The organism is Bradyrhizobium sp. cir1, from assembly GCF_014198245.1.
Taxonomy (GTDB): domain Bacteria; phylum Pseudomonadota; class Alphaproteobacteria; order Rhizobiales; family Xanthobacteraceae; genus Bradyrhizobium.
Genome location: NZ_JACIHE010000034.1, coordinates 17337 through 41215 on the forward strand (window position 1 = coordinate 17337; position 23879 = coordinate 41215).

The 23879-nt window shown below is 66.2% G+C and carries 22 protein-coding genes; 14 read left to right on the forward strand and 8 right to left on the reverse strand.

The genetic code is table 11. The annotated features are described in order from the left end of the window. Nucleotides 1-76: 76 nt before the first annotated feature. Entirely contained in the window at nucleotides 77-460 is a 384-nt protein-coding gene (locus tag GGD63_RS36455) for a hypothetical protein (RefSeq protein ID WP_183249610.1), read from the forward strand. Between the two features lie 187 nt (nucleotides 461-647). Here the strand turns inward: GGD63_RS36455 and GGD63_RS36460 are convergent, their stop codons facing one another. Beyond that, complete coding sequence (locus GGD63_RS36460) at nucleotides 648-1283, reverse strand: acetyltransferase (protein WP_183249611.1); 636 nt, start codon at nucleotides 1281-1283, stop codon at nucleotides 648-650. A gap of 149 nt (nucleotides 1284-1432) precedes the next feature. Beyond that, nucleotides 1433-2545 (reverse strand): 3-isopropylmalate dehydrogenase, encoded by a 1113-nt coding sequence (leuB, locus tag GGD63_RS36465; protein WP_183249613.1) that lies wholly within the window; start codon nucleotides 2543-2545, stop codon nucleotides 1433-1435. A 242-nt stretch (nucleotides 2546-2787) separates the two neighbouring features. On the opposite strand from leuB, the gene GGD63_RS36470 reads away from it, so the two are divergent. After that, nucleotides 2788-3975 carry a YbfB/YjiJ family MFS transporter gene (locus GGD63_RS36470; RefSeq protein ID WP_183249615.1) on the forward strand — a complete coding sequence of 396 codons (1188 nt, stop codon included), beginning with the start codon at nucleotides 2788-2790 and terminating at the stop codon, nucleotides 3973-3975. Between the two features lie 110 nt (nucleotides 3976-4085). Here GGD63_RS36470 and GGD63_RS36475 read toward each other — a convergent pair whose 3' ends face one another. From GGD63_RS36475 to GGD63_RS36490, 4 genes are all read right to left on the reverse strand, one after another. Then, nucleotides 4086-4868: a molybdopterin-binding protein gene (locus GGD63_RS36475; protein WP_183249617.1), complete on the reverse strand. Its 783-nt coding sequence runs from the start codon at nucleotides 4866-4868 to the stop codon at nucleotides 4086-4088. Between the two features lie 14 nt (nucleotides 4869-4882). Continuing rightward, on the reverse strand, nucleotides 4883-5512 hold the full coding sequence (locus tag GGD63_RS36480; RefSeq protein ID WP_183249619.1) for a cytochrome b/b6 domain-containing protein: 630 nt from the start codon (nucleotides 5510-5512) through the stop codon (nucleotides 4883-4885). Nucleotides 5513-5694: 182 nt separating this feature from the next. Then, complete coding sequence (locus GGD63_RS36485; protein ID WP_183249621.1) at nucleotides 5695-6249, reverse strand: fasciclin domain-containing protein; 555 nt, start codon at nucleotides 6247-6249, stop codon at nucleotides 5695-5697. A 262-nt stretch (nucleotides 6250-6511) separates the two neighbouring features. Continuing rightward, a complete protein-coding gene (locus GGD63_RS36490) occupies nucleotides 6512-7273 on the reverse strand; it encodes an SDR family oxidoreductase (protein ID WP_183249623.1) in 762 nt (253 codons plus the stop codon). 95 nt (nucleotides 7274-7368) lie between these two features. On the opposite strand from GGD63_RS36490, the gene GGD63_RS36495 reads away from it, so the two are divergent. Beyond that, nucleotides 7369-8898 carry a malonyl-CoA synthase gene (locus GGD63_RS36495; protein WP_183249625.1) on the forward strand — a complete coding sequence of 510 codons (1530 nt, stop codon included), beginning with the start codon at nucleotides 7369-7371 and terminating at the stop codon, nucleotides 8896-8898. A 190-nt stretch (nucleotides 8899-9088) separates the two neighbouring features. Here GGD63_RS36495 and GGD63_RS36500 read toward each other — a convergent pair whose 3' ends face one another. Together GGD63_RS36500 and GGD63_RS36505 are read right to left on the reverse strand one after the other, a co-directional pair. Continuing rightward, a complete protein-coding gene (locus GGD63_RS36500) occupies nucleotides 9089-9946 on the reverse strand; it encodes a sulfite exporter TauE/SafE family protein (RefSeq protein ID WP_183249627.1) in 858 nt (285 codons plus the stop codon). Further along, nucleotides 9943-10209: a hypothetical protein gene (locus GGD63_RS36505; protein WP_183249628.1), complete on the reverse strand. Its 267-nt coding sequence runs from the start codon at nucleotides 10207-10209 to the stop codon at nucleotides 9943-9945. The genes GGD63_RS36500 and GGD63_RS36505 overlap by 4 nt, the downstream gene beginning before the upstream one ends. Before the next feature lie 105 nt (nucleotides 10210-10314). Here GGD63_RS36505 and GGD63_RS36510 point away from each other — a divergent pair, with 105 nt between their 5' ends. From GGD63_RS36510 to GGD63_RS36560, 11 genes are all read left to right on the forward strand, one after another. Continuing rightward, entirely contained in the window at nucleotides 10315-11220 is a 906-nt protein-coding gene (locus GGD63_RS36510; RefSeq protein WP_183249630.1) for a LysR family transcriptional regulator, read from the forward strand. A 416-nt stretch (nucleotides 11221-11636) separates the two neighbouring features. Further along, nucleotides 11637-12035 carry a succinate dehydrogenase, cytochrome b556 subunit gene (sdhC, locus tag GGD63_RS36515; RefSeq protein WP_183249632.1) on the forward strand — a complete coding sequence of 133 codons (399 nt, stop codon included), beginning with the start codon at nucleotides 11637-11639 and terminating at the stop codon, nucleotides 12033-12035. Continuing rightward, nucleotides 12032-12436 (forward strand): succinate dehydrogenase, hydrophobic membrane anchor protein, encoded by a 405-nt coding sequence (gene sdhD / locus GGD63_RS36520; RefSeq protein ID WP_183249634.1) that lies wholly within the window; start codon nucleotides 12032-12034, stop codon nucleotides 12434-12436. The genes sdhC and sdhD overlap by 4 nt, the downstream gene beginning before the upstream one ends. A 3-nt stretch (nucleotides 12437-12439) precedes the next feature. Further along, nucleotides 12440-14275, forward strand: coding sequence for a succinate dehydrogenase flavoprotein subunit (gene sdhA / locus GGD63_RS36525; RefSeq protein WP_183249635.1), 1836 nt, complete (start codon nucleotides 12440-12442; stop codon nucleotides 14273-14275). A 107-nt stretch (nucleotides 14276-14382) separates the two neighbouring features. After that, a complete protein-coding gene (locus tag GGD63_RS36530) occupies nucleotides 14383-15165 on the forward strand; it encodes a succinate dehydrogenase iron-sulfur subunit (RefSeq protein WP_100236830.1) in 783 nt (260 codons plus the stop codon). 189 nt (nucleotides 15166-15354) lie between these two features. Next, nucleotides 15355-17508: a hybrid sensor histidine kinase/response regulator gene (locus tag GGD63_RS36535; protein ID WP_183249637.1), complete on the forward strand. Its 2154-nt coding sequence runs from the start codon at nucleotides 15355-15357 to the stop codon at nucleotides 17506-17508. A gap of 51 nt (nucleotides 17509-17559) precedes the next feature. Beyond that, nucleotides 17560-19515, forward strand: a complete 1956-nt coding sequence (locus GGD63_RS36540) for an ABC transporter ATP-binding protein/permease (RefSeq protein ID WP_183249639.1) — start codon at nucleotides 17560-17562, stop codon at nucleotides 19513-19515. 147 nt (nucleotides 19516-19662) lie between these two features. Beyond that, nucleotides 19663-20487, forward strand: coding sequence for an FkbM family methyltransferase (locus GGD63_RS36545; protein ID WP_183249641.1), 825 nt, complete (start codon nucleotides 19663-19665; stop codon nucleotides 20485-20487). Between the two features lie 22 nt (nucleotides 20488-20509). Next, nucleotides 20510-20896: a VOC family protein gene (locus GGD63_RS36550; protein WP_183249643.1), complete on the forward strand. Its 387-nt coding sequence runs from the start codon at nucleotides 20510-20512 to the stop codon at nucleotides 20894-20896. A gap of 81 nt (nucleotides 20897-20977) precedes the next feature. Continuing rightward, the gene (locus tag GGD63_RS36555) at nucleotides 20978-21220 is read left to right on the forward strand and encodes a hypothetical protein (RefSeq protein WP_183249645.1); all 243 of its coding nucleotides are present in this window, start codon (nucleotides 20978-20980) and stop codon (nucleotides 21218-21220) included. A 187-nt stretch (nucleotides 21221-21407) separates the two neighbouring features. Beyond that, nucleotides 21408-23723: an OmpA family protein gene (locus GGD63_RS36560; protein WP_183249647.1), complete on the forward strand. Its 2316-nt coding sequence runs from the start codon at nucleotides 21408-21410 to the stop codon at nucleotides 23721-23723. The last annotated feature ends 156 nt before the right edge of the window (nucleotides 23724-23879 follow it).

The window sequence follows — 23879 nt, forward strand, 5'->3', positions numbered from 1 at the left end:
GACCTAGTTGCGGCCACCCCGGCCGGGCTAGTATGGGGCGAAATCGACTGGCGGCGTGCCGCCTGAAGGGGACGTGATGAGCTCGAATTTCTCTGGCGCTAACAAACTGGCGACATTGCTTGCGGCGGGCGCCGTGGCTGCGATGGCCTTCGCGACGCCGGCCTCGGCCGACACCAAGACCAAGCGCTATGACGATCGCGGCCGGCCCTATTATGGCCCGAGCGGCCCCAACGCGGTGTATCAGCAGGGCCGCACCCGCATCTATGTGAGCAAGCGCTCCTGGCTCGACGGCGGCACCGAGGTCAATCCGGGCGACCGCAAGTTCACCGACTACGCCTTCCCGCCGGCGCTCGGCTATCCATCCTTCGCCCGCGAGAACCTTAACCGCCCGATCGATCGCCAGCCGCTCTCGACGCCGGCCGATGTCGGCGGCTATCCGCAGAACTTCCCGCTGTACTGAGCGGACGTCACGACCGAATCAAAAGGCCGGGCTCACGCCCGGCCTTTTTGTTTTAGGGGATGCCGCAGGGTGGGCAAAGGCGCCCTTGCGCCGTGCCCACGATCTCTCTCGATCACGAAAAATGCGTGGGCACGCTTGCGCTTTGCCCACCCTACGATTCCCGTTGCTTGGGTGAGATGCGTGCGCCTCACGCGTTCGCAGCCGGATCGTAACGCCGGCAAAACTCCTCGATCGCTTCCGAGCGGAAATCACTGATGCGCTCGAAGATGAGTGCATCCGGCCAATCCCACCAGGCGATGCGGCGCAGGCTTGCCGCGACGGCATCAGAAAAGCGCTTGCGGATGGGACGCGCGGGAACGCCGCCGACGATGGTGTAGGGCTCGACATCGCGGCTGACGACTGCGCCGGCGGCAATCACCGCGCCGTCGCCGACGCCCACGCCCGGCAGCAGGATGGCGGCGTGCCCGATCCAGACATCATTGCCGACGATGACGCGGTCGCCGCGGCGGTCTGCGAAGAAGTCGCGGTCACGCGTCGCCGACGCCTCGTAATATTCGGGGCAATAGGTGAAGCGATGCTGCGACGGACGGCCCATCGGATGATTGGGTGCACCGATCCGCACCGAATTGGCGATCGCCGTGAACTTGCCGATGGCCGCATCGGCGACGTCGCAATTCTCGCCGAGATAGGAGTAGTCGCCGAGCGAAGCGTATTCGATGCGCGTGCCCGCGAGCACCTCGCAGCGCCGCCCGATCTGCGCCTCGCGCTGGCGCACCGTTTCATGGATGATGGTTTCCGCGATCTTGGGGCGGGGCGTATCCATGAAATGGCTCCTGAGATTTTGTAGGGTGGGTTAGCCGCGCGGCTGCGCGAAGCGCAGTCCGCTCGGCGTAACCCACCACTTTAGCTTCCGCGGAAACAGAAGTGGTGGGTTACGCTGCGCTAACCCACCCTACGATTCTGTGCTTGTGGCTACGCGTGCAGCTTCTGCAATTCCTTCAGGATCGCTTCGCCCATCTGCGTGGTGGAAGCGGCCGTGGTGCCTTCCGACTTGATGTCGGCGGTGCGCAGGCCGCTGGCGAGCACCGCGGCGATCGCGGCATCGAGCTTGTCGGCGAGACCGCCCATGTCGAAGGAGTAGCGCAGCGCCATGCCGAAGGACGAGATCATCGCGATCGGATTGGCGAGGCCCTTGCCGGCGATGTCAGGGGCCGAGCCGTGCACGGGCTCGTACAGCGCCTTGCGCTTCCTGGTCTTGACGTCGACCTCGCCGAGCGAAGCCGAGGGCAGCATGCCGAGCGAGCCGGTCAGCATCGCCGCGATGTCGGACAGCATGTCGCCGAACAGATTGTCGGTGACGATGACGTCGAACTGCTTCGGCCATTTCACCAGCATCATGCCGCCGGAATCGGCGAGCTGATGCTCGAGCGTGACGTCGGGATATTCGCGCTTGTGGACCGCCGTCACGACCTCGTTCCAGAGCACGCCCGACTTCATGACGTTGCGCTTCTCCATCGACGTCACCTTGTTCTTGCGCTTCCTGGCAAGCTCGAAGGCGACGCGAGCGATGCGCTCGATCTCATAGGTGTCGTAGACCTGGGTATCGATGGCGCGCTTCTGGCCGTTGCCGAGATCGGTGATGGTCTTGGGCTCGCCGAAATAGACGCCGCCGGTGAGCTCGCGCACGATGACGATGTCGAGGCCCTCGACCGCCTCGCGCTTCAGGCTCGAGGCATCCGCCAGCGCCGGATAGCACACGGCCGGGCGGAGGTTGGCGAACAGAGCGAGATCCTTGCGCAGGCGCAAGAGGCCGGCCTCGGGGCGCACCTCATAGGGAACGGCATCCCACTTCGGGCCACCGACCGCGCCGAAGATGATGGCGTCGGCGGCAAGCGCCTTGGCCATGTCGCCCTCGGAGATCGACACCTTGTGGGCGTCATAGGCCGAGCCGCCGACGAGGCCAGTGTCGGTCTCGAATTTGGCGATCCCGGCCGAATTCAGCCAATCGATCAGCCGCTTCACCTCGCCCATCACCTCGGGGCCGATACCGTCGCCGGGGAGCAGCAGCAATTTGTGGGTCGCCATGGTCGGATCCTCTCAATCTACGTCCGTCATTCCGGGGCGCGAGCACGGCGAGCGAACCCGGAATCCATCAGGCCACAGCGCAAGCGGGAAAATGGATTCCGGGCTCGCGCTTCGCGCGCCCCGGAATGACGGTTCGGCCGGAGTGCTAGAGCGGCGTTGCGCGCTTGGCAAGACACCATTGCCGCGCCGCGGCTGTGCAAGACAGGCAGGGCCTGCCACAGTGCGGGCTGCCGGAGTACCCCTTGCACGCCCCTGATCGCCCCCCGCCAGATGCACATCCCGCGCGGCTGATCCTGACCCTGTCGCTGGCCGCGACGGTCGGGCTCGGCATCGGCCGCTTTGCCTATGCGCTGGTGCTGCCCGACATGCGGGAGGACCTCGGCTGGTCCTACTCGGCGGCCGGTTTCATGAACACCATCAACGCCGTCGGCTACCTCGTGGGCGCGCTGGTGGCGTCCCGGCTGATCCGGCGCGTCGGCTGGTCGGCCGCAATCCGCGGCGGAACCCTCGCCTGCGTCGCTGCGCTCGCCACCTGCGCATTAACAGGCAATTTCGTCGCGCTGAGCCTTGCCCGCCTCGTGCTGGGCCTGGGTGCAGCGGCCGGCTTCGTCGCCGGCGGCGCGCTGGCCGCGGCGATCGCGCAGTCGCAGCCCACGCGGGCCAATTTCCTGCTCAGCCTGTTCTATGCCGGGCCCGGCATCGGCATTCTCGCCTCCGGGCTGATCGCCCCGTTCACGCTGCAATATTTCGGGCCGGGTTCGTGGTGGCTGGTGTGGTGGGCGCTGACGCTGCTGTCCGTCGCCATGACGATCCCGCTGTTCCTGGTCCGCATCGAGAGCCGGGCGCGCTTCTCGGAAGGCAGCCACGCCGCTTTCGCGATTTTGCCGGTGCTGATTTATCTGGCCGGCTATTTCCTGTTCGGCGCGGGCTACATCGCCTACATGACCTTCATGATCGCCTATGTGCGCGACGGCGGCGGTGGCGCCGCGGCGCAAGCGGCGTTCTGGAGCCTGATTGGTCTGTCCGCCTTCATCACGCCTTGGGCCTGGCGCGGCGTGCTGGCGCTGGACCGCGGCGGGCTCGCCACCGCCATCATCCTCGGCACCAACGCGCTAGGGGCGGCCCTGCCGATGCTCGGACATTCGCCTGCATGGCTCGCCGTGTCAGCAATCGTGTTCGGTGTCGCCTTCTTCGCCGTGGTCGGCTCGACCACTGCCTTCGTGCGCTTCAACTACCCGCCAGAAGTTTGGCCGACCGCGATCGCAGCGATGACGATCTCGTTCGGCGTCGGCCAGACGCTGGGGCCGATCGTGGTCGGCGCGATTACGGATGCGCTGGGGAGCTTGAGTTACGCGCTCAATGTCTCGGCGGCGCTGCTGGCGCTGGGTGCGGTTGCGGCGTTGTGCCAGCGGAAGGTGGGGCCGGCCTAGGCGTCATTCCGGGGCGCGCGTAGCGCGAGCCCGGAATCCATTCATCCGTCAACGCCGCGGCTCGATGGATTCCGGGTTCTCGCTTCGCGAGCCCCGGAATGACGAAGCCATCAGCTCCCACTAAACGAATTATACCCCTGGTCTTCCCAGTAGCCGCCCTTGTAGTCGTTGGTGACTTCCATCGAGACCACGTATTTCGGGTTCTTGAAGCCGAGCTTTGTCGGCACGCGGATCTTCATCGGGAAACCGTAGGCGCGCGGCAAAATCTCGTTCGCGTATTTGAACGTCATCTGGGTCTGCGGATGCAGCGCGCTGCGCATGTCGAGCGGCGAGTTGTAGCCGTCCTTGTCGGCGCACTGGAACCAGACATATTTCGCGCGCGTGTCGGCGCCGATCAGTTTTAGGAAATCGCGCAAGGGCGTGCCGGTCCAGCTGCCGATCGCGCTCCAGCCTTCGACGCAGATGTGGCGCGTCACTTGCGTGACCTGCGGAAGCTTGTAGAGCTCGTCCAGCGTCCAGGGCTTCTTGTTGTCGACGAGGCCGCGCACTTCGAGCTTCCAGTCTGCAGCCGAGACGTCAGGCGCGTCGTCGAGATCGTAATAGGCATTGAACGGGAACGGCTTCGTGATCGCGCTCTCGGGGAAGGTCGGCGCCAGCGCGTCCGGATTGAAGATGAAGGACTGCACGGCGTCGTTGAACTTCGAGACGCTCTTCAGCATCTCCTCGGCCGAGGACGAATCGACCACGTCGCAGCCGGTGAGCAGCGTCAGCGCGCCGAGGCTGGCACCGCCCGCGATGAAGCGGCGGCGGGTGACATCCGGCATCGTCTTGATGGAGTCCTTGATCAGCAGCCGCTTGTCGACGCCGGGGATCAGGAATGAACGCTTGGCCATGATAATTCTCCTAATCAGCGGCCAATGATCATCGCGCGCAGGCTCTTCGGCACCAGCAGCGCGAGCAGGACGTGAATGACGAGGAAGGCGCAGATCGCGGCCATACAGAAGAAGTGCACGTAGCGCGCGGTCGGGTAGTCGCCGAACAGCATCACGAGGTAATAGAGCTGGACGGGCTTCCACATGCCGAGGCCGGAGAGCACGATCAGCACGCCGACCACGATGATGCCGGCATAGAGCAGGCGCTGCACGTAATTGTAGACGGTGAGATCGTCGTGGCCGAGCTTGAAGGTCAGGGCAGCCCTGACATCGTGGAGCACGCCGGACGGCGTGATCGGCAGCAGCTTCTTGCGGAAGCGGCCGGTGGCGAAGCCGGTGACGAGATAGGCGAGGCCGTTGATCATCAACAGCCACATCGCCGCAAAGTGCCAGAGCAGGCCGCCGCCGAGCCAGCCGCCGAGCGTGTACTCGCGCGGGAAGCTGAAGCCGAACAGCGGCGAGGCGTTGTAGATCTGCCAGCCCGACAGGATCATCAGGATCATGGCGAGCGCGTTGATCCAGTGCATGACGCGGACCCAGGCTGGCTGGATGACCTTGGCCGGGGTGGCCCTGACCTGCTCGTCGGTGACTGTGAGGCTCGCCATGGCGGTTCCGTCCTGCGATCGTGTGACAGCAATTATACGCGGGACATTCCGGTTTCGTTACGCCCCGTTGGCCATCGAATCGATGCCCGCGGGCTATGGTGGTCACAAAAAAGCGAGCCGGACACCCCCGGCTCGCCGTCTCGAAGCACCCTGTTCGGGGGATGAAACAGGGGCGCGCGGTGTTACGTCGCCGGCATCAGCACGGTGTCGACCACATGGATGACGCCGTTCGACTGGTTGACGTTGGTGATCGTCACCATCGAGGTGCCGCCCTTGGCATCGATGATCCAGGTCTTGCCGTCCATCTTCTTCACCGTCAGTTCCTCGCCTTCGGCGGTCTTCAGCTTCTTGCCGTCGGAGAGGTCGGAGGCCTCGAGCTTGCCGGGCACGACATGGTAGGTGAGGATCTTGGTCAGCGTCGCTTTGTTCTCGGGCTTGACCAGATTGTCGACGGTGCCGGCCGGCAGCTTGCCGAAGGCGGCGTTGGTCGGCGCGAACACCGTGAACGGGCCCTTGCTTTCCAGCGTCGGCACGAGGCCCGCGGCCTTCACCGCCGCCACCAGCGTGGTGTGATCCTTCGAGTTGACGGCGTTCTGGACGATGTTCTTGGACGGGAACATCGCGGCGCCGCCGACCATGACGGTCTTTTCCTCGGCACGCACAGGCGCGACGACGGTCGCGGTGATGGCGAGGGCACTGAAGGCGGCGGCAGCGAGATAGGCAATACGCTTTGACATGGAGAATCTCCCGATTGAATGGTGACCGGCATGGCCGGTGTTTGAGTTGGGCAACAACGGCGCTTGCGACCCTTTGGCGTGAAGCAGCAGCGCCGTCGTTGGACCGAACTACGGGAGGGTTTGCGATGCGGTTTCGGGAAAAATTCTTTGTGATGGGTGAAACTATGCGGGGGGATGTTCGTGTGGGGGAGAGTTGCAAACTCCGCTGTCGTCCCGGCGAAGGCCGGGACGACACCGGTGGATATTGCGCGAGCGGAGCAACTCAATCCCTGTTGTTCGGCGTCTGGATAAACCCGCGATTATGCGTCGGGCTGATCAAGAGCTCGTTGATGCAGACGCGGGGCGGCATGGATGCAATGAAGGCGATGGTGCGGCCGAGGTCTTCGGGCTGCAACATCCTGGCCTGCTCCTCTTCGCTCGGCACCACCGGGCGCAGCTTCAGGATCGGAGTTGCGACCTCGCCCGGCATCAAGCAGCAGGCGCGCAGGCCGTTGACGCATTCGTCCATGTTGAAGGAATGGGTCAGCGCCAGCACCGCATGCTTGGTGGTGGTGTAAGCCGGGCCCGGCATCTTCGAGACGTGGCGGCCGGCCCAGGAGGAGACGTTGATGATCGAGCCGTCCTGCTGCTTGCGCATTGTCGGCAGCACCGCGCGCATGCAATAGAGCACGCCGTTGAGATTGACCTGGACCAGTCTGTCCCAGCCCTCCTGCTCCATGTCCTTCCAGCTCCGCTTGGGAACATTGATGCCGGCATTGTTGACCAGGAGATCGATGCGGCCGTGCTTTGCGACGATCTGATCGGCCACCTTCTGGGCTTCAGTGGCGTCAGACACGTCCAGTGCAACGGCCTCGGCCGTCCCGCCCGCCGCCGTGATCCTGGCGACCACGGCATCCAGGGCATCCTTGCGACGGCCTGAGACCACCACTGTCCAGCCGTCAGCCGCAAGCGCCTCGGCGCCGGCCTCCCCGATCCCGCTGCCACCGCCCGTGACCCAAGCCACGCGTTTCCCGTTTTTTGACATGCAAACTGTCTCCGTTGCTTCATTGGGGCGGTTTTTGCTAATCCAGCCCTCGGTTTTGACCGGCCTTGTCAGTTTTGCGGTCGAGGAAATCTTGCATGAACCACGCAGCCAACGCCAACCTGTTTTCCCGCCTGTTCGACGGCCTCGACGATCCCAAGCGCCTCGCGATCGAAACGCAGGACGGCGCCCATATCAGCTATGGCGATCTGATCGCGCGGGCCGGGCAGATGGCGAACGTGCTGGTCGCGCGCGGCGTGAAGCCGGGTGACCGCGTCGCGGTGCAGGTCGAGAAATCCGTCGCCAACATCGTGCTGTATCTCGGCACAGTGCGGGCCGGCGCGGTCTATCTGCCGCTCAACACCGCCTATACGCTGAACGAGCTCGACTACTTCATCGGCGATGCCGAGCCGTTGCTGGTGGTCTGCGATCCCTCCAAGGCGGAAGGGCTCGCCCCGATCGCCGCCAAGGTGAAGGCCAAGGTCGAGACGCTCGGGCCCGACGGCAAGGGCTCGCTGACCGACGCCGCCGACAAGGCGAGCAGCGAGTTCACGACCGTACCGCGCGCAAACGACGATCTCGCCGCGATCCTCTACACCTCGGGCACCACCGGCCGCTCCAAGGGCGCGATGCTCACACATGACAATCTCGCGTCGAACTCGCTCTCGCTCGTCGGCTACTGGCGCTTCACCGACAAGGACGTGCTGATCCACGCGCTGCCGATCTACCATACGCACGGCCTGTTCGTGGCGACCAACGTGACGCTGTTCGCCCGCGCGTCGATGATCTTCCTGCCGAAGCTCGATCCGGACCTGATCATCAAGCTGATGGCGCGCGCGACGGTGCTGATGGGCGTGCCGACCTTCTACACCCGCCTGCTGCAGAATCCGGCGCTGTCGCACGAGACCACAAAGCACATGCGGCTGTTCATCTCGGGCTCGGCGCCGCTGCTCGCCGACACCCATCGCGAATGGTCGGCGCGCACGGGCCATGCGGTGCTCGAGCGCTACGGCATGACCGAAACCAACATGAACACGTCGAATCCTTACGACGGCGAGCGCGTGCCCGGCGCGGTCGGCTTTCCCCTCCCCGGCGTTTCGGTTCGCGTCACCGAGCCCGAAACCGGCAAGGAATTGCCGCGCGAAGAAATCGGCATGATCGAGGTCAAGGGCCCGAACGTCTTCAAGGGCTACTGGCGCATGCCGGAGAAGACCAGGTCCGAATTCCGTCCCGACGGCTTCTTCATCACCGGCGACCTCGGCAAGATCGACGACAAAGGCTACGTCCACATTCTCGGCCGCGGCAAGGATCTCGTGATCTCCGGCGGCTTCAATGTGTACCCCAAGGAAATCGAGAGCGAGATCGACGCCATGCCGGGCGTGGTCGAATCCGCCGTGATCGGCGTGCCACATGCCGATTTCGGCGAGGGCGTCACGGCGGTGCTGGTCTGCAACAAGGGCGCCGATGTCACTGAAGCTGCGGTGCTGAAGGCGCTCGACGGCCGGCTCGCCAAGTTCAAGATGCCCAAGCGCGTGTTCGTCGTCGACGAGCTGCCGCGGAATACGATGGGCAAGGTGCAGAAGAATATTTTGCGCGATATGTACAAGGATATTTACGCGAAGAAGTGAGGGGGCGGACTTTAGGCAAAACCTCGCCACACCCTCGCTGTCATGCCCCGCGCAGGCGGGGCATCCAGTATTCCAGAGACGCTTGCGATAGAACCGAGAGGCTGCGGCGTACTGGATTCCCCGCCTTCGCGGGGAATGACACTGAGGGGGAATGACACTGAGAGTGTAGGGCGCGCGTGCCCCAAACCTGTCACTGCCCGCCCACCAGACTCAGGACAAACCGGCTTCCGACGATAAACAGATAACACCCGAACGCGGCCTCCAGAGTCCGCTTCGACATCGCATGCGCGGCCTTCACACCCAGCGGCGCGGTGACGAGACTCATCGGCATCACGAGCATGGCGCCGATCAGCGAGACGTAGCCGAGCGCGAATGGGGCTTGCAGCGCGGCGATCGACGGATAGTTTGCGGCCGCAGGCCATCCCGCATAGATGTAGCCAAGCGCGCCGGGGATCGAGATCAGCACCGCGAGCGCCGACGAGGTCGCGACCGCCTGATGGATCGGGCGGCCATAGAAGGTCATCAGCAGGTTCGAGAACAGGCCGCCGCCGATGCCCATCAGCGTCGAGAGGATGCCGACCACGAAGCCATAGGCGATCATCACCGCGCCCCTCGGCAGGTCGTCGCCGAACTTCCAAGTCTCGCGCGCGAAGATCAGCCGCACCGCCGCCGACCAGGCGACGCAAACGAACACGATCTTGAACAGCCGCTCCGGCGCGAAGCGCGCGATCACGCTGCCGGCGACGACGCCGATCACGATCGGCAGCCACCAGATGCGCAGGATGGTCATATCGACCGCGCCGCGCTTGTAATGCGCCTGGAACGAGCGGATCGAGGTCGGGATGATCACGGCGAGCGAGGTGCCGACGCACAGCGGCATCCGCACCTCCAGCGGCACGCCGGCGATGCGGAAGCATTCGTAGAACACCGGCACGAGAATCGCGCCGCCGCCGATGCCGAACACGCCGGCCAGAAATCCCGAGAGCGCGCCGGTTGCAATCAGCAGCAGCGCGAGCTCGACGACGTCGAGGACCTCGAGGCCGCTCATCCGCGGCGATCCGTCGGCAGCTCTCGCGGATGCGCGACGCATAACGCTGCAGCAGCGGCGAGGACGGGCGCGGCGATGACCAGAAGCAGGCCCGCGAAGCCCAGGCCTTGCCGACCATAGGCACCAAGCGCCGCGAGGCCGTCGATGGTGACGCCAACCAGCGCGAAGACCAGCAACGGAAGCAGGTCGCCCGACAGGACGTCGTGGAGGCCGCGCGCGGTCCGCCGGTGGGCGATGGACGTCAGGCTGACATGGGTGGGCATGGTAAGTCCCGGACTGCTTGGAGCCACCGCAACGTAGACCCTTCCGTTTTTCGGCGCTATCTCTTGCAAGCGGCATGCTCCCTTGCGAATTACGGAAGGATGGCGATGGACCAGCTTGCAGCGATGGCGACCTTCGTGCGGGCCGTGGACGCCGGCAGCCTGTCGGCGGCGGCGCGCTCATTGCCGAGCTCGCTGACATCAGTGAGCCGGCAGATTTCCGCGCTCGAGCGCCACTTCGGCACGCGCCTCTTGATGCGGACGACACGACAGCTCGCGCTCACGGAGGATGGGCGCATGCTCTACGAGCGCGCCAAATCGATCCTGGGCGAGCTCAAGGAGATCGAAGAGGGGCTGGCGGGCAATCGCCGCGAGCCGTCGGGGCGGCTGCGCGTCAGCGCGCCGACATTGATGGGACGCCTGCTGATTGCGCCGCTGCTCGGCGATTTCCTGCGCGCCTACCCATCGCTCTCCGTGGACCTGCTGCTGGTCGATCGCAACGTCGATTTGATCGATGAGGACGTTCACCTGGCGCTTCGGGTCGGGCGCATGCCGGATTCGCAGCTGGTGATGCGAAAGCTCGCGGAGGTGCAGATGATTCACTGCGCCTCGCCCGATTATCTCGCACGCCGCGGCGAACCGCATACGCCTGCCGATCTGGCGCAGCATGATTGCCTGGTGTTTTCCGACGCGCCGGGAGCAGCAACCTGGAGGTTCGGCCGCGAGGCGAACGGCGGAACGCGAATCCGCATCGCGGGACGACTCTGGGTCAACAGCCTCGATGCGCTCGCCGCGGCCGCGGAGAACGGCGCTGGCATCGTCCGCGTGCCGTCATGGCAGGTGGAGCGGCAGCTGGCGGAAGGACGCCTGCGACGTCTGCTGCGCGCGCATGAGCCGGCGCCGGCGCCGCTGCACGCGCTGTATCAGCCGTCGCGGCTCGGCTCGACGAAGATTCGCGCCTTCATCGATTTCCTGATCGCGCGGTGGCGCGGAAGCGATCCGCTCAGCCGGTGATCTCTGTGGCGGGGTGGAATGCAGGACGTGCATATCCACCGTCGCGGCGGAATTGATCCGGCAAATGGCGCTCGCAGGGGTTCCGATGACGAAGCGAGCGGCCTCGAGCGCCATGAACTGACTGGTTCGAACTTCGGCGAGGCCGCGATGGTTTAGAGGCGTTCCAATAGTGATTTCAATGCGCCCCGGCCGCCTCCTGAAAGAATGAATCAATCGTCAACTGTTTGCTGGCGGACCGACGCGCTGGTATACCAAGCCACTGATTGGCCTTGTTTCATCAAGGCTGTAGAGCTGAACCCTGGTTCGATTTATGGCGATTTGGTGATTGCGCAGGCGAAATCGACTCCGTAAATAGAGCCGACCTTTCGCGATCCCCGCGCGCGCCCTCAAGGGGCCGCCATACAACATCAAAGCCCATGACCGCACGGATCGAACGACCGCTTTCACCACACATGCAAGTCTACCGCTGGACGTTGACGATGGCGCTGTCCATCGTCCATCGCGCCACCGGTATCGCCCTTTACGTCGGAACCCTGCTGCTGGCCTGGTGGCTGATTGCAGCGGCCTCCGGCCCCGCCGCCTATGCCCACGTCCAGGCCTTCACCGGCAGCATCATCGGCCGGCTGATCGTGTTCGGCTACACCTGGGCGCTGATGCACCATATGCTGAGCGGCATCCGGCATTTCGTCTGGGACCTCGGCTACGGCTTCAAGGCCAATGAGCGCGAAGCGCTGACCTGGGGCGCCCTGATCGGCGGCATCGCGTTGACGGTGCTGATCTGGATCATTGCCTATGCGACCGGAGGCGGACGATGAGCGCGACCGATACGCCCAAGCGCAGCATGCGCACCCCGCTCGGCCGCGTCCGCAATCTCGGCGCCGCGCATTCCGGCACATCCGACTTCTGGCGCCAGCGCCTCACGGCGGTGGCGATGACGCTGCTGATGATCCCGGTGGTCGTCGTCATCATGATGACGCTCGGCCGCAACCAGGCCGGCGCCAAGCAGATCCTCGGCTCGCTGCCGGTCGCCATCATCATGGTGCTCTTCATCGTCGCCAGCGCCTGGCACATGAAGATCGGCATGCAGGTCGTGATCGAGGACTACGTCCACAACGAGAAGCTGAAGCTCGTATCGATCATGCTCAACAATTTCTTCTCGGTCGCGGTCGCGCTCGCCTCGATCTACGCGATTCTCCAACTGTCAGCCGGAGTGTAACCCATGGCCAACGAGACGAATGGCAAGGGCAACGGCGCTCCCGCCACCAACGGCAAAGCCTATCCGATCGAAGACCACACCTATGACGTCGTCGTGGTCGGCGCCGGCGGCGCGGGCCTGCGCGCCGTGGTCGGCTGCAGCGAGGCCGGTCTTCGCACCGCCTGCATCACCAAGGTGTTTCCGACCCGCTCGCACACCGTCGCAGCCCAGGGCGGCATCTCGGCCGCGCTCGGCAACATGCACCAGGACGACTGGCGCTGGCACATGTACGACACCGTGAAGGGGTCGGACTGGCTCGGCGACCAGGACGCGATCGAATACATGGTGCGCAACGCGCCCGACGCGGTCTACGAACTCGAGCATTGGGGCGTGCCGTTCTCGCGCACCGAGGACGGCAAGATCTACCAGCGTCCGTTCGGCGGCATGACCCTGGACTTCGGCAAGGGCCAGGCGCAGCGCACCTGCGCCGCCGCCGACCGCACCGGCCATGCGATGCTGCACACAATGTACGGCCAGTCGCTGCGCCATGCGGCGGAGTTCTTCATCGAGTTCTTCGCCATCGACCTGATCATGGACGACCAGGGCGCCTGCCGCGGCGTCATCGCACTGAAGCTCGACGACGGCACGCTGCATCGCTTCCGCGCCCAGACCACGATCCTGGCGACCGGCGGCTACGGCCGCGCCTACGCCTCCTGCACCTCGGCCCATACCTGCACCGGCGACGGCGGCGGCATGGTGCTGCGCGCCGGCCTGCCGCTCCAGGACATGGAGTTCGTGCAGTTCCACCCGACCGGCATCTACGGCGCGGGCTGTCTCGTCACCGAAGGCGCCCGCGGCGAAGGCGGCTATCTCGTCAACTCCGAAGGCGAGCGCTTCATGGAGCGCTACGCACCCTCGGCCAAGGACCTCGCCTCGCGTGACGTCGTCTCGCGCGCGATGACCATCGAGATCCGTGAGGGCCGCGGCGTCGGCAAGAAGAAGGACCACATCTTCCTGCATCTCGACCATCTCGATCCCGCGGTGCTCGCCGAGCGCCTGCCGGGCATCTCCGAATCGGCAAAGGTCTTCGCCAATGTCGACGTGACGCGCGAGCCGATCCCGATCGTGCCGACCACGCATTACAACATGGGCGGCATCCCGACGAACTATCACGGCGAGGTCCTGACCAAGAAGGACGGCGACGACAACGCAGTCGTCCCCGGCCTGATGGCGCTGGGCGAGGCGGCCTGCGTCTCCGTGCACGGGGCCAACCGTCTCGGCTCCAATTCGCTGATCGATCTCGTGGTGTTCGGCCGCGCCGCTGCGCTGCGCTGCGCCGAGAAGCTCACGCCCAACGCCAAGCAGCCCGAGCTGCCGGCGAACTCGGCGGAAATGTCGCTCGGCCGCCTCGACCATTACCGCAACGCCTCCGGTGGCACGCCGACTGCGAAGCTGCGCGAAGGCATGCAGCATGTGATGCAGAACAACTGCGCCGTGTTCCGCACCGGCGAGGTGCTGAGCGAAGGTCAGAACCTGATCCAGAAGGTGCACTCCGGCATCACCGACATCGCCGTGTCCGACCGCTCGCTGGTGTGGAATTCGGACCTCGTCGAGACGCTGGAGTTCGACAATCTGATCTCGCAGGCGGTGGTGACGATGAACTCGGCCGCCAACCGCACCGAGAGCCGCGGAGCCCATGCCCGCGAGGACTACGCCGAGCGCGACGACAAGAACTGGATGAAGCACACGCTGGCCTGGCTGGACGATGCCGGCAAGGTCGCGATCGACTACCGCCCGGTGCACAGCTACACCATGACCAACGACGTGCAGTACATCCCGCCCAAGGCGCGCGTGTACTGATCGAACATTAGCCGTCATTCCGGGATGGTCCGAAGGACCAGACCCGGAATCTCGAGATTCCGGGTTCGATGCTGCGCATCGCCCCGGAATGACGAAAGGTTAGAGCAATGGTTGAATTCGCACTTCCGAAGAACTCCAAGATCACCGGCGGCAAGACCTGGCCGAAGCCCGCGGGCGCGACCGAGCTCCGCGAGTTCAAGGTCTATCGCTGGAATCCGGACGACGGCAAGAATCCGAGCGTCGACACTTACTACGTCGACACCAATGATTGCGGTCCGATGGTGCTGGACGGCCTGATCTGGATCAAGAACCACATCGATCCGTCGCTGACCTTCCGTCGCTCCTGCCGCGAAGGCGTCTGCGGCTCCTGCGCCATGAACATCGACGGCCAGAACACGCTGGCCTGCACGCGCTCGATGCACGACGTCAAGGACGGCGCGGTGAAGATCAACCCGCTGCCGCACCAGCCGGTGGTGAAGGACCTCGTCCCCGATCTGACCAATTTCTACGCCCAGTACGCCTCGGTCGAGCCGTGGCTGAAGACGACCTCGCCGACGCCGCAGAAGGAATGGCGCCAGAGCCACGAGGACCGCGAGAAGCTCGACGGCCTCTACGAGTGCATCCTGTGCGCCTGCTGCTCGACTTCCTGCCCGAGCTATTGGTGGAACAGCGAACGCTATCTCGGTCCCGCCGCGCTGCTCCAGGCCAACCGCTGGGTCTCCGATTCGCGCGACGAGGCCACCGGCGAGCGTCTCGACAATCTCGAGGACCCGTTCCGGCTCTACCGCTGCCACACCATCATGAACTGCGCCAAGGCGTGCCCGAAGGGCCTCAACCCGGCCGAGGCCATCGCCGAGCTCAAGCTCAAGATGGTCGAGCGGCAGATCTAGCATCGTTCATGCCATCGCCCCCGGCCACCGCGGCCGGGGCATGCCACGATCGACGTCAGTTTGAGTAGAATTTGCCGCAACGCGCGTGGCGGGCGATTCGGCGAAATACAACCAAAGATTATAGCGACAAGCCGCTTCCTTCCCGGCGGGAAGTTCAAGTAAGCTCTCCGGTCAGGGACCGGAGCGGCCGTGCAGGGAGCGCAACGCAATTCGCTGAGGCTTTTGCAGTGGATGATGGTTGCATCCCTGGCGCTGCCGATTGCGCTGTTCGCGATCGCCGCCACGATCTCCTACACCTCGACCAAGGACATCGCCGACCGCGAGATCGAGCGCACACTCGATGTCGCGCATGAGCATGCGCTCAAGGTGTTCGAGACCATCGACCGCAGCCTGTCCGAGCTCAACGAGGTCGTGCGCGGCCTTCCCGACGACGTCATCCGCGCGCGCGAGGCGGCGCTGCATCGCCGGCTGAAGCGGCTGACCGATTCGCTGCCGCAGCTCAAATCGGCCTGGATCTTCGACGCGGATGGAAAAGCACTGGTCAACAGCCTGGTTTCGCCGCCGCCGCAGCTGAGCTTTACGGACCGCGACTATTTCTACGCCCATGTCGACCAGACCATCGGCACGTTCATCGGCATGCCGCTGACGCCGCGTCCGCCCTATCAGGGCGCGCGCTTTTTCGGCATGAGCCGCCGCCGCGATACCGACGACGGCAGCTTCATCGGCGTGATCCAGGCCTCCGTGCTGCCGGAATATTTCGAGAGCTTCTACGCCAGGATCGGGTCGGATCCCGGCAGCTTCTTCGCGATGGGTCGCACCGACGGCGTGGTGCTGGCGCATTTCCCGCGGCTCGACCGTGACCTCCGCCTCGATCCGGGCGGACCGGTCGGCCGCGAGATCGCCGCGCACCCCACGCGCGGGCTCATGACCATCGCCTGGCCGTCGGACGGGATCGAGCGCCGCATCGGCTACAGGCGCGTCGCCGAATATCCGATCTATGTCAGCGCCGGGTTCGAGACCTCGGCGATCCGCGCGCGCTGGTTCGCGACCATGGGCCAGCATCTGGTATTCGGCGTTCCCGCCACCGCGCTGCTGTTTCTGCTGCTCGCATTCGCGTTCCGGCGCACCCAGCATCTGCAGATGGAAGCCGCAAAGCGGCGCGAAGCCGAGGAGGCCCTCAAGCACAGCCAGCGTCTGGAGGCGCTCGGCCAGCTCACCGGCGGCGTCGCCCACGACTTCAACAACCTCCTGACCGTGATCCGCGCCTCGGTCGATCTGTTGAACCGCCCGCAGCTGAGCGAAGAGCGACGGCAGCGCTACATCACGGCGATTGCGGACGCGGTGGCGCGCGCGGCCAGGCTGACCTCGCAGCTGCTCGCCTTTGCGCGGCGTCAGACCCTGAAGCCGGAAGTGTTCGACGTCGGCGAGCGGTTGCAGTCGCTGCACGACATGCTCGCCACGCTGCTCGGACCGGCCATCGAGATCGCGATGCGGCTGCCGGCGGAGCCGTGCCTCGTCAATGCCGATGCCAGCCAGTTCGAGACCGCGCTGATCAACATGGCGACCAATGCGCGCGATGCCATGCAGGGCAGGGGCAGGATCAGCTTCACGGTCAAGGCAGCGACCACGATTCCTGACACGCTGGCGCACGTCGCGAGCAGTCATATCCCGAGAAACCTTGGCTTCGTCGGCGTGACCGTCAGCGACACCGGCGTCGGCATTCCGGCCGCGCGGCTCGGGCGGATCTTCGAGCCGTTCTTCACCACCAAGCAGGTCGGCCACGGCACCGGTCTTGGCCTGTCCCAGGTGTTCGGTTTCGCCCGGCAATCCGGCGGCGAGGTGACGGTCACGAGCGAAGTCGGCCAGGGCAGCACCTTCTCGCTCTATCTCCCGCGCGTGCCCGCGGACCTCTTGCCGCAGCAGCAGGCGCCGAACACAGCGCCTGCGGTGGCCGGCAGCGGCATATCGGTGCTGCTGGTTGAGGACAATATCGAGCTCGCCAATTTCGCCGCCGACGGACTCACTGCGCTCGGCTACAGCATCACGCTGGTCGACAATGCCGCCGATGCGCTTGCCGAGCTTGTCGTGGACGTGGATCGTTTCGACGTCGTGTTCTCCGACATCGTGATGCCCGGGATGACCGGGCTCGATCTCGCGCGGGCTGTCCGCGATCGCGGCATCAAGGTGCCGGTCGTGCTGACCACCGGCTACAGCCAGGCCCTGTCCCAGGAAGGCAGCCTCGGCTTCGATCTCGTGCAAAAGCCCTATTCGGTCGAAGAGCTGTCGCGCGTGCTGCACCGGGCTGCGCGGCCGCGGCGGGTGCGCGACGGCGCCGCCGAATAGGCCATTCGGGAACTAATGGGAACCGGCTGATTTTTCTCGCGTTATCCGGCCATGCAAAAGCCAGCCGGGAAGCGCGACCAGGGCAAGACGCCACCCATTGTCGAGATCGAAGGCGAGAACGGCGACGAGGTCGCTCCGCCGCCGCCCGAGGTGCTCGAACCCGATCCCGAGCTTTCGCCCGAAGAGGCCGAGCAGGCCCGCAAGGACTATCTGCTGACGCGGTTCTGGATCAGCGCGCGCGGCTTCTGGGGCCGCAGCGGCGACCGCCTCGCCTGGCCGTTCTCGATCGGCCTCGGCGTGCTGATCGTCCTCACCGTCTGCTTCCAATACGGCATCAATGTCTGGAATCGCGCGATCTTCGATGCCATCGAGCAGCGCGACGCGACGAGCGTCTTCCATCTCACCGCACTGTTCTTCCCGCTCGCGATCGGCAGCATCGTGCTCGGCGTCGCGCAGGTGTTCGCGCGCATGAGCATCCAGCGGCGCTGGCGGGCCTGGCTCACGGGCAGCGTGCTGACGCGCTGGCTCACCAACGGGCGCTACTACCAGCTCAACCTCGTCGGCGGCGACCACGAGAATCCGGAATACCGGATCGCGGAAGACTTACGCATTGCGACCGACGCGCCGGTCGATTTCCTCGCCGGCGTCACCTCGGCGCTGCTGTCGGCCGCGACCTTCATCGTCGTGCTCTGGACCATCGGCGGCGCGCTCACCGTCACGCTCGGCGGCTCCTCGGTGACCATTCCCGGCTTCCTGGTGATCGCCGCGATTCTCTATGCCGCGATCGCCTCCGGCTCGATCACGGTGATCGGCCGGCGCTTCGTGCAGGTCTCGGAGGACAAGAACCAGGCCGAGGCCGATTTCCGCTACACCCTGACACGCGTGCGCGAGAACGGCGAAAGCATCGCGCTGCTCGGTGGCGAAGAGGAGGAGCGCGACGGCCTCGACCGCAACTTCGCCAGCGTCCTGCGGCAATGGGCACGGCTGGCCGGCCAACACATGCGCACCACGCTGGTGTCGCAAGGATCAAGCCTCGTTGCACCGGTCGTGCCGCTCCTGCTCTGCGCACCGAAATTCCTCGACGGCAGCATGACGCTGGGGCAGGTGATGCAGGCGGCCTCCGCCTTCACCATCGTGCAGAGCGCATTCGGCTGGCTGGTCGACAATTATCCGCGGCTCGCCGACTGGAACGCCTGCGCGCGCCGCATCGCCTCGCTGATGATGTCGCTCGACGGCCTCGAGCGCGCCGAGCAGGGCGACGGCCTCGGCCGCATCCAGCGCGGCGAGACGCGCAGCGAGGCGATGCTGGAGCTGCATGATCTCTCGGTGACGCTCGATGACGGAACCGCTGTGGTCGGCGAGACCGAGGTGGTGATCGAGCCCGGCGAGCGGCTGCTCGTCGCCGGCGAATCCGGCACCGGCAAGAGCACGCTGGTGCGCGCCATTGCGGGGCTATGGCCATGGGGCGACGGCAGCATCAACTTCCATCCCGACCGGCGGCTGTTCATGCTGCCGCAGCGGCCCTACGTACCCACGGGATCGCTGCGCCGCGCCGTCGCCTATCCCGGGGCCGCAGAGGATTGGACCGTCGAGGAGATCGGGGAAGCCCTGCACAAGGTCGGACTCGAGCATCTCAAGGAGAAGATCGAGGAGGAAGGCCCCTGGGACCAGACGCTGTCGGGCGGCGAGAAGCAGCGCCTCGCCTTCGCCCGGCTGCTGCTGCACAAGCCCGACATTGTCGTGCTCGATGAAGCGACCTCGGCGCTCGACGAGAAGAGCCAGGACAAGATGATGAAGATGGTCACCGACGAGCTGCCGAAGGCGACCATCGTCAGCGTCGCGCATCGCGCCGAGCTGGAAGCCTTTCACAGCCGCAAGATCGTGCTGGAGCGCCGCAAGGGCGGCGCCAAGCTCGTCAGCGACGTCGACCTGATCCCGCGCAAGGGCAAACGCAGGCTGCTCGGGCGATTCCTGAGGCAGCGGAAAGCGCCGAAGAAGGCGGCGTGAGGCGCTGTCGCGCTTGCAAGCGAGCGAAATTTTTGGTCGTCGTCCCGGACAAGCGCGCCCAAGGCGCGCAGATCCGGGACGACACCGAAATTGTGGCCCTCGGCAAAACCGGCTATGCATGCGCCGCTTGCTACGAGGACCTGCTGCTTGACGCCCGACAAAGCTCCATCAACCGCGCCGTTCGGCGCGTTTGCGCCGAACGCGGCGCAGGCCGCGATTATCAGCCTTGCGACGCGATCGGGGCTGAAGCGCGGTGCGTTCCGGCCCTGGCTGTCGCGGCTGGTCAATCTGCTGCGCGGCGGCCCGATCGATGTGCAGTATCAGGGCGCCTCGTTCCGCTTCTATCATCAGGGCAGCGCGACCGAGCGCGGCGCGCTGTTCAATCCCGACTACAATCTCGACGAGCTCGACTTCCTGCGCCAGCACACCCCAGTGGGCGGCACCTTCGTCGACGTCGGCGCCAATGTCGGCACGTTTGCGCTGGTGATGGCGCGGCAGGTCGGCCCCCAAGGCAAGGTGGTCGCGATCGAGCCGCATCCTCTGACCTTCGGACGGCTCGCCTTCAACCATGCCGCATCGAAAGCGACGCAGGTGCGCCTGGTTCAGGCCGCGGCCGGCGACAGCGACGGCGAGCTGATGATCGAGAGCGGCGGCGGCAATCTCGGCGCCACGCATGTCGTGACCGGCGCGGCGAGCGCCGACGCCATCAAGGTGCCGTCACTGCGCTTGATGCGCATTCTCGACGAGGCCGGCATCGCGCAGGTCGATTCGCTCAAGATCGATGTCGAGGGTTTCGAGGACCGCGTGCTGATCGGCTTCTTCCGCGACGCACAGCAATCGCTGTGGCCGCGCGCGGTCGTGATCGAGCATCTGTCACAAAACGACTGGCAGCAGGACTGTATTGCCGACATGGTCGCGCGCGGCTTTGCGGTCGCGCGCAAGACGCGAAGCAATACATTCCTGTCACGCTGACGGACGAACAACGGAGGTTACGATGATCGACCATCTCGGTTTCTCTGTCTCCGACTATGAGCGCGCGAAACAGTTCTACGCCAACGCGCTGGCGCCGCTCGGCTACGGCCTGATCATGGAGGTCACGGCGGAGCAGACCGGTCACGCTGCGGCGGCCGGATTCGGCGCCGACGGCAAGCCGGACTTCTGGATCGGCGGCGAAGGCGCGATGAACAAGCCGGTGCATGTCGCGATCGCGGCAAAGGACCGCGCCACGGTCGACGCATTCTACAAGGCAGCGATCGCGGCGGGCGGCCGCGACAACGGTCCGCCGGGCATCCGGCCGCATTATCACCCGAACTATTATGGCGCCTTCGTGCTCGATCCCGATGGCCACAACATCGAGGCCGTCTGCCATCTGCCCGAATAGGGCGCTTCGACTCGATGCGAGAGGGAACATCGGCACGGCATCGTCGTTATCGTTCTCTGGACAACGATCTCGATGATGCCGATGCCGATCGAACCGCCCGAGATTCCACCGGCAACACCGGGGACTCCCACGGAGCCGCCGCCGGGAATTCCGCCCGGCAATCCGCAGCCCGACATCACGCCGCCGGTGCACGAGCCCGGCGAATCACCACGACCCGACGAATTGCCGGGCCACGTGCCTGAAGAGATTCCATCGCGCGGGCCGAACGGTCCGCTCACGCCCAATCCTGCGACGGACGCAACACCGCCGCGGCAGCACATGTGAGGCGACGCACCACATGTGAGGCGATTGCAAGGAGCGTCTGAATGCGCAATGAACGTCGCCATAGTGAGATGATTTGCGTGCAGAAATAAATCGGGCCGCGACCGCTTCGCCCGCCACAATGCGGCCTAACGCGTAGCTGCTCATCCCAACCACTTCGTCAAAGAACCTTCCGGGGAAGTTCACCACCATGACCAACCTTCGTTTCGTGCTGCTTGCGACGACGGCTCTCACCGCGATGCAATTGGCCAACACCGCATCGCATGCGCAGAGCGCTTCGCCGCTCGTGGTCGCGCAGGCCCAGCCGGCTCAGTCGCAAGAGACCGGCCCTGACGGAAAACCGAAGCAGCCGCCGAAGGGCCCGCCCGCGGCCGCGCCGCCTGCTGCGCCCCCGCGTCCGGCTGCACCGCCACCACCCGCCGCTGCACCGCCCCACCCGCCCGCTGCGCCGCCGCCGGCAGCCGCACCGCCGCGCCCTGCAGCGCCGCCTCCGCCGCCGCCCCCTGCGGCCCGCCCGGCTCCGCCGCCGCCACCCCCGCCGCCTGCCGCACCGAAACCTGCTGCACCGCCTCCGGCTGCGGCCCCGCAGCAGCACGCTCCGACACCGCCGCCTCCGGCGCCGCCCGCGACACGGCCGGCTCCAACACCGACAGCACCGCCTCCGGCCGCGGCCCCGCAGCAGCATGCCCCGACGCCGCCGCCTCCGGCCCCGCCTGCGGCACGGCCGACGCCGCCAGCACAGCCTCCCGCTGCCGCGCACCCAACTCCAACACCTCCGCCGCCTCCTGCAGCGGCGCCCGCGGTGCGGCCCACGCCTGCGCCGACGGCGACGCCCACGGCCCCTTCAGCCGGTGCACCTGCGGCCCGCCCGGGCTCGCCAGCGCCGGCAGCCACTCCCGCTCCGACGGCGACACCCACGCCGACCACGACACCTGCGCCCACGGCGACGCCGGCTCCGGGCAGCACGCCCGGCGCACCGCCGGCCGGTCGCCCCGGCGCACCTCCGCCCGGCGCACGTCCCGGCTCGCCTCCGGCGGCGGGAGCGCCGGCCCCCGGTGCTGCGCCTGCTCCAACGGCAACGCCGGCCCCTGGTGGCACTGCGACGCCGCCGGCCGGACGTCCGGGATCGGCCACGCCAGCTCCCGGCGCGACCCCCGCTCCAACGGCAACGCCGGCCCCCAGTGGCACTGCGACGCCGCCGGCCGGACGTCCGGGATCAGCGACCCCGGCTCCCGGCACGGCCCCAGCCCCGACGGCGACGCCAACTCCCGGCCAACAGGGCGGAACGCCTCCGGCCGGCGCCCCCGCAGCCGGAACTCCGGCTGCGCCGCCCCAGGCCGGCGCCCTGCCGCCCCGGCCCGCGGCGCCCGCTGGCGCTGCAGCCCCGACGGTCGTCCCCGGCTCCGCGGCCGCTACGCCACCGCCCAACCGGGCCCAATACCGTCCGCCGACGGTTGCGCCGGCCTTCCAGGCCGCGCCGACGGTCGCTGCACCCTTGCCGCCTCCGCCCCGCCCGCCGCAGCGTGACCTGACTCCGCTCGCGATCGGCGCGGGCGTGGTGGCCGGTGCCGTGATCGGCGCGACCATTGCCGATCTCCACAACCAGCGGCGCGAGGTCGTCGAGGGCGGCCGCACCATCTACAACGAGCCGGACCGCATCATCATCCGCGATCCGGGCGGGCAGGCCTATGTCCGCGGCAACGATCTCTATCGCTTCCGCTACGGCGCCCGCGACATCCGCACCGACACGATCGGCGGCGAAACCCGCACCGTCGTGATCCGTCCCGATGGCAGCGAGGTGATTACCGTGGTCGGTCCGGACGGCTCGCTGCTGCGACGAATCCGCAGGGACCCCGGCGGGCGCGAGATCGTCATCATCGACAACAGCTACCGCGATCCGCGGTCGGTCGGCGGCTTCTATGTCGACGTGCCGCCGCCGGTCGTGAACATTCCCTACGATCGCTACATCGTCGACGCGGAGGAGGCGTCGCCGGACGTGATCTATGCGACCATGCAGGCCCCGCCGGTGCAGCGGATCGATCGGCGCTACTCGCTCGACGAGATCCGCTACAGCCCGAATGTTCGCATGCAGATGCCGAGCATCGATGTCAATACGATCAACTTCGAGACGGGATCGTGGACCATCCCGCCGGACCAGGCGGCCCGGCTGCAGGTGATCGCCGACGGCCTCAACCAGGCGATCCAGCGCAACCCGCGCGAGGTGTTCCTGATCGAGGGCCACACCGACGCGGTCGGCAACGAGGTCGACAATCTGTCGCTGTCGGACCGCCGTGCGCAGTCCGCGGCCGAATTGCTGACGCAGCAGTTCAATGTGCCGGCGGAGAACCTGACGTCACAGGGCTACGGCGAGCAGTATCTGAAGGAGCAGACGCAGGGACCGAGCCTGATCAACCGGCGCGTCACAATCCGCCGCATCACGCCGCTGCTCAACGGCGGGCAGGCCTCGCTGCCGCCGCCCCCGCCCGGCACCGCGCCGCCGCGCTGAGGCGAAGCACAAACGCAAATGGCCGGGAGCGATCCCGGCCATTTCTTTGTCATTGCGAGGAGCGAAGCGACGAAGCAATCCAGACTGTCTCCGCGGAGAGATTCTGGATTGCTTCGCTTCGCTCGCAATGACGAACGAAGCTATCGCTTGTAGCCC

What these genes read in the sequence shown, in the direction of transcription:
- leuB (WP_183249613.1), bottom strand. Translation starts at nt 2,545, where the DNA reads ATGGCGACCCACAAATTGCTGCTGCTCCCCGGCGACGGTATCGGCCCC.
- GGD63_RS36475 (WP_183249617.1), bottom strand. Translation starts at nt 4,868, where the DNA reads ATGGCCAAGCGTTCATTCCTGATCCCCGGCGTCGACAAGCGGCTGCTG.
- GGD63_RS36490 (WP_183249623.1), bottom strand. Translation starts at nt 7,273, where the DNA reads ATGTCAAAAAACGGGAAACGCGTGGCTTGGGTCACGGGCGGTGGCAGC.
- GGD63_RS36530 (WP_100236830.1), top strand. Translation starts at nt 14,383, where the DNA reads ATGGTTGAATTCGCACTTCCGAAGAACTCCAAGATCACCGGCGGCAAG.
- GGD63_RS36505 (WP_183249628.1), bottom strand. Translation starts at nt 10,209, where the DNA reads ATGCCCACCCATGTCAGCCTGACGTCCATCGCCCACCGGCGGACCGCG.
- GGD63_RS36485 (WP_183249621.1), bottom strand. Translation starts at nt 6,249, where the DNA reads ATGTCAAAGCGTATTGCCTATCTCGCTGCCGCCGCCTTCAGTGCCCTC.
- GGD63_RS36550 (WP_183249643.1), top strand. Translation starts at nt 20,510, where the DNA reads ATGATCGACCATCTCGGTTTCTCTGTCTCCGACTATGAGCGCGCGAAA.
- GGD63_RS36555 (WP_183249645.1), top strand. Translation starts at nt 20,978, where the DNA reads ATGCCGATCGAACCGCCCGAGATTCCACCGGCAACACCGGGGACTCCC.
- sdhD (WP_183249634.1), top strand. Translation starts at nt 12,032, where the DNA reads ATGAGCGCGACCGATACGCCCAAGCGCAGCATGCGCACCCCGCTCGGC.
- GGD63_RS36510 (WP_183249630.1), top strand. Translation starts at nt 10,315, where the DNA reads ATGGACCAGCTTGCAGCGATGGCGACCTTCGTGCGGGCCGTGGACGCC.
- sdhC (WP_183249632.1), top strand. Translation starts at nt 11,637, where the DNA reads ATGACCGCACGGATCGAACGACCGCTTTCACCACACATGCAAGTCTAC.
- GGD63_RS36560 (WP_183249647.1), top strand. Translation starts at nt 21,408, where the DNA reads ATGACCAACCTTCGTTTCGTGCTGCTTGCGACGACGGCTCTCACCGCG.
- GGD63_RS36495 (WP_183249625.1), top strand. Translation starts at nt 7,369, where the DNA reads ATGAACCACGCAGCCAACGCCAACCTGTTTTCCCGCCTGTTCGACGGC.
- GGD63_RS36460 (WP_183249611.1), bottom strand. Translation starts at nt 1,283, where the DNA reads ATGGATACGCCCCGCCCCAAGATCGCGGAAACCATCATCCATGAAACG.
- sdhA (WP_183249635.1), top strand. Translation starts at nt 12,440, where the DNA reads ATGGCCAACGAGACGAATGGCAAGGGCAACGGCGCTCCCGCCACCAAC.
- GGD63_RS36455 (WP_183249610.1), top strand. Translation starts at nt 77, where the DNA reads ATGAGCTCGAATTTCTCTGGCGCTAACAAACTGGCGACATTGCTTGCG.
- GGD63_RS36500 (WP_183249627.1), bottom strand. Translation starts at nt 9,946, where the DNA reads ATGAGCGGCCTCGAGGTCCTCGACGTCGTCGAGCTCGCGCTGCTGCTG.
- GGD63_RS36480 (WP_183249619.1), bottom strand. Translation starts at nt 5,512, where the DNA reads ATGGCGAGCCTCACAGTCACCGACGAGCAGGTCAGGGCCACCCCGGCC.
- GGD63_RS36540 (WP_183249639.1), top strand. Translation starts at nt 17,560, where the DNA reads ATGCAAAAGCCAGCCGGGAAGCGCGACCAGGGCAAGACGCCACCCATT.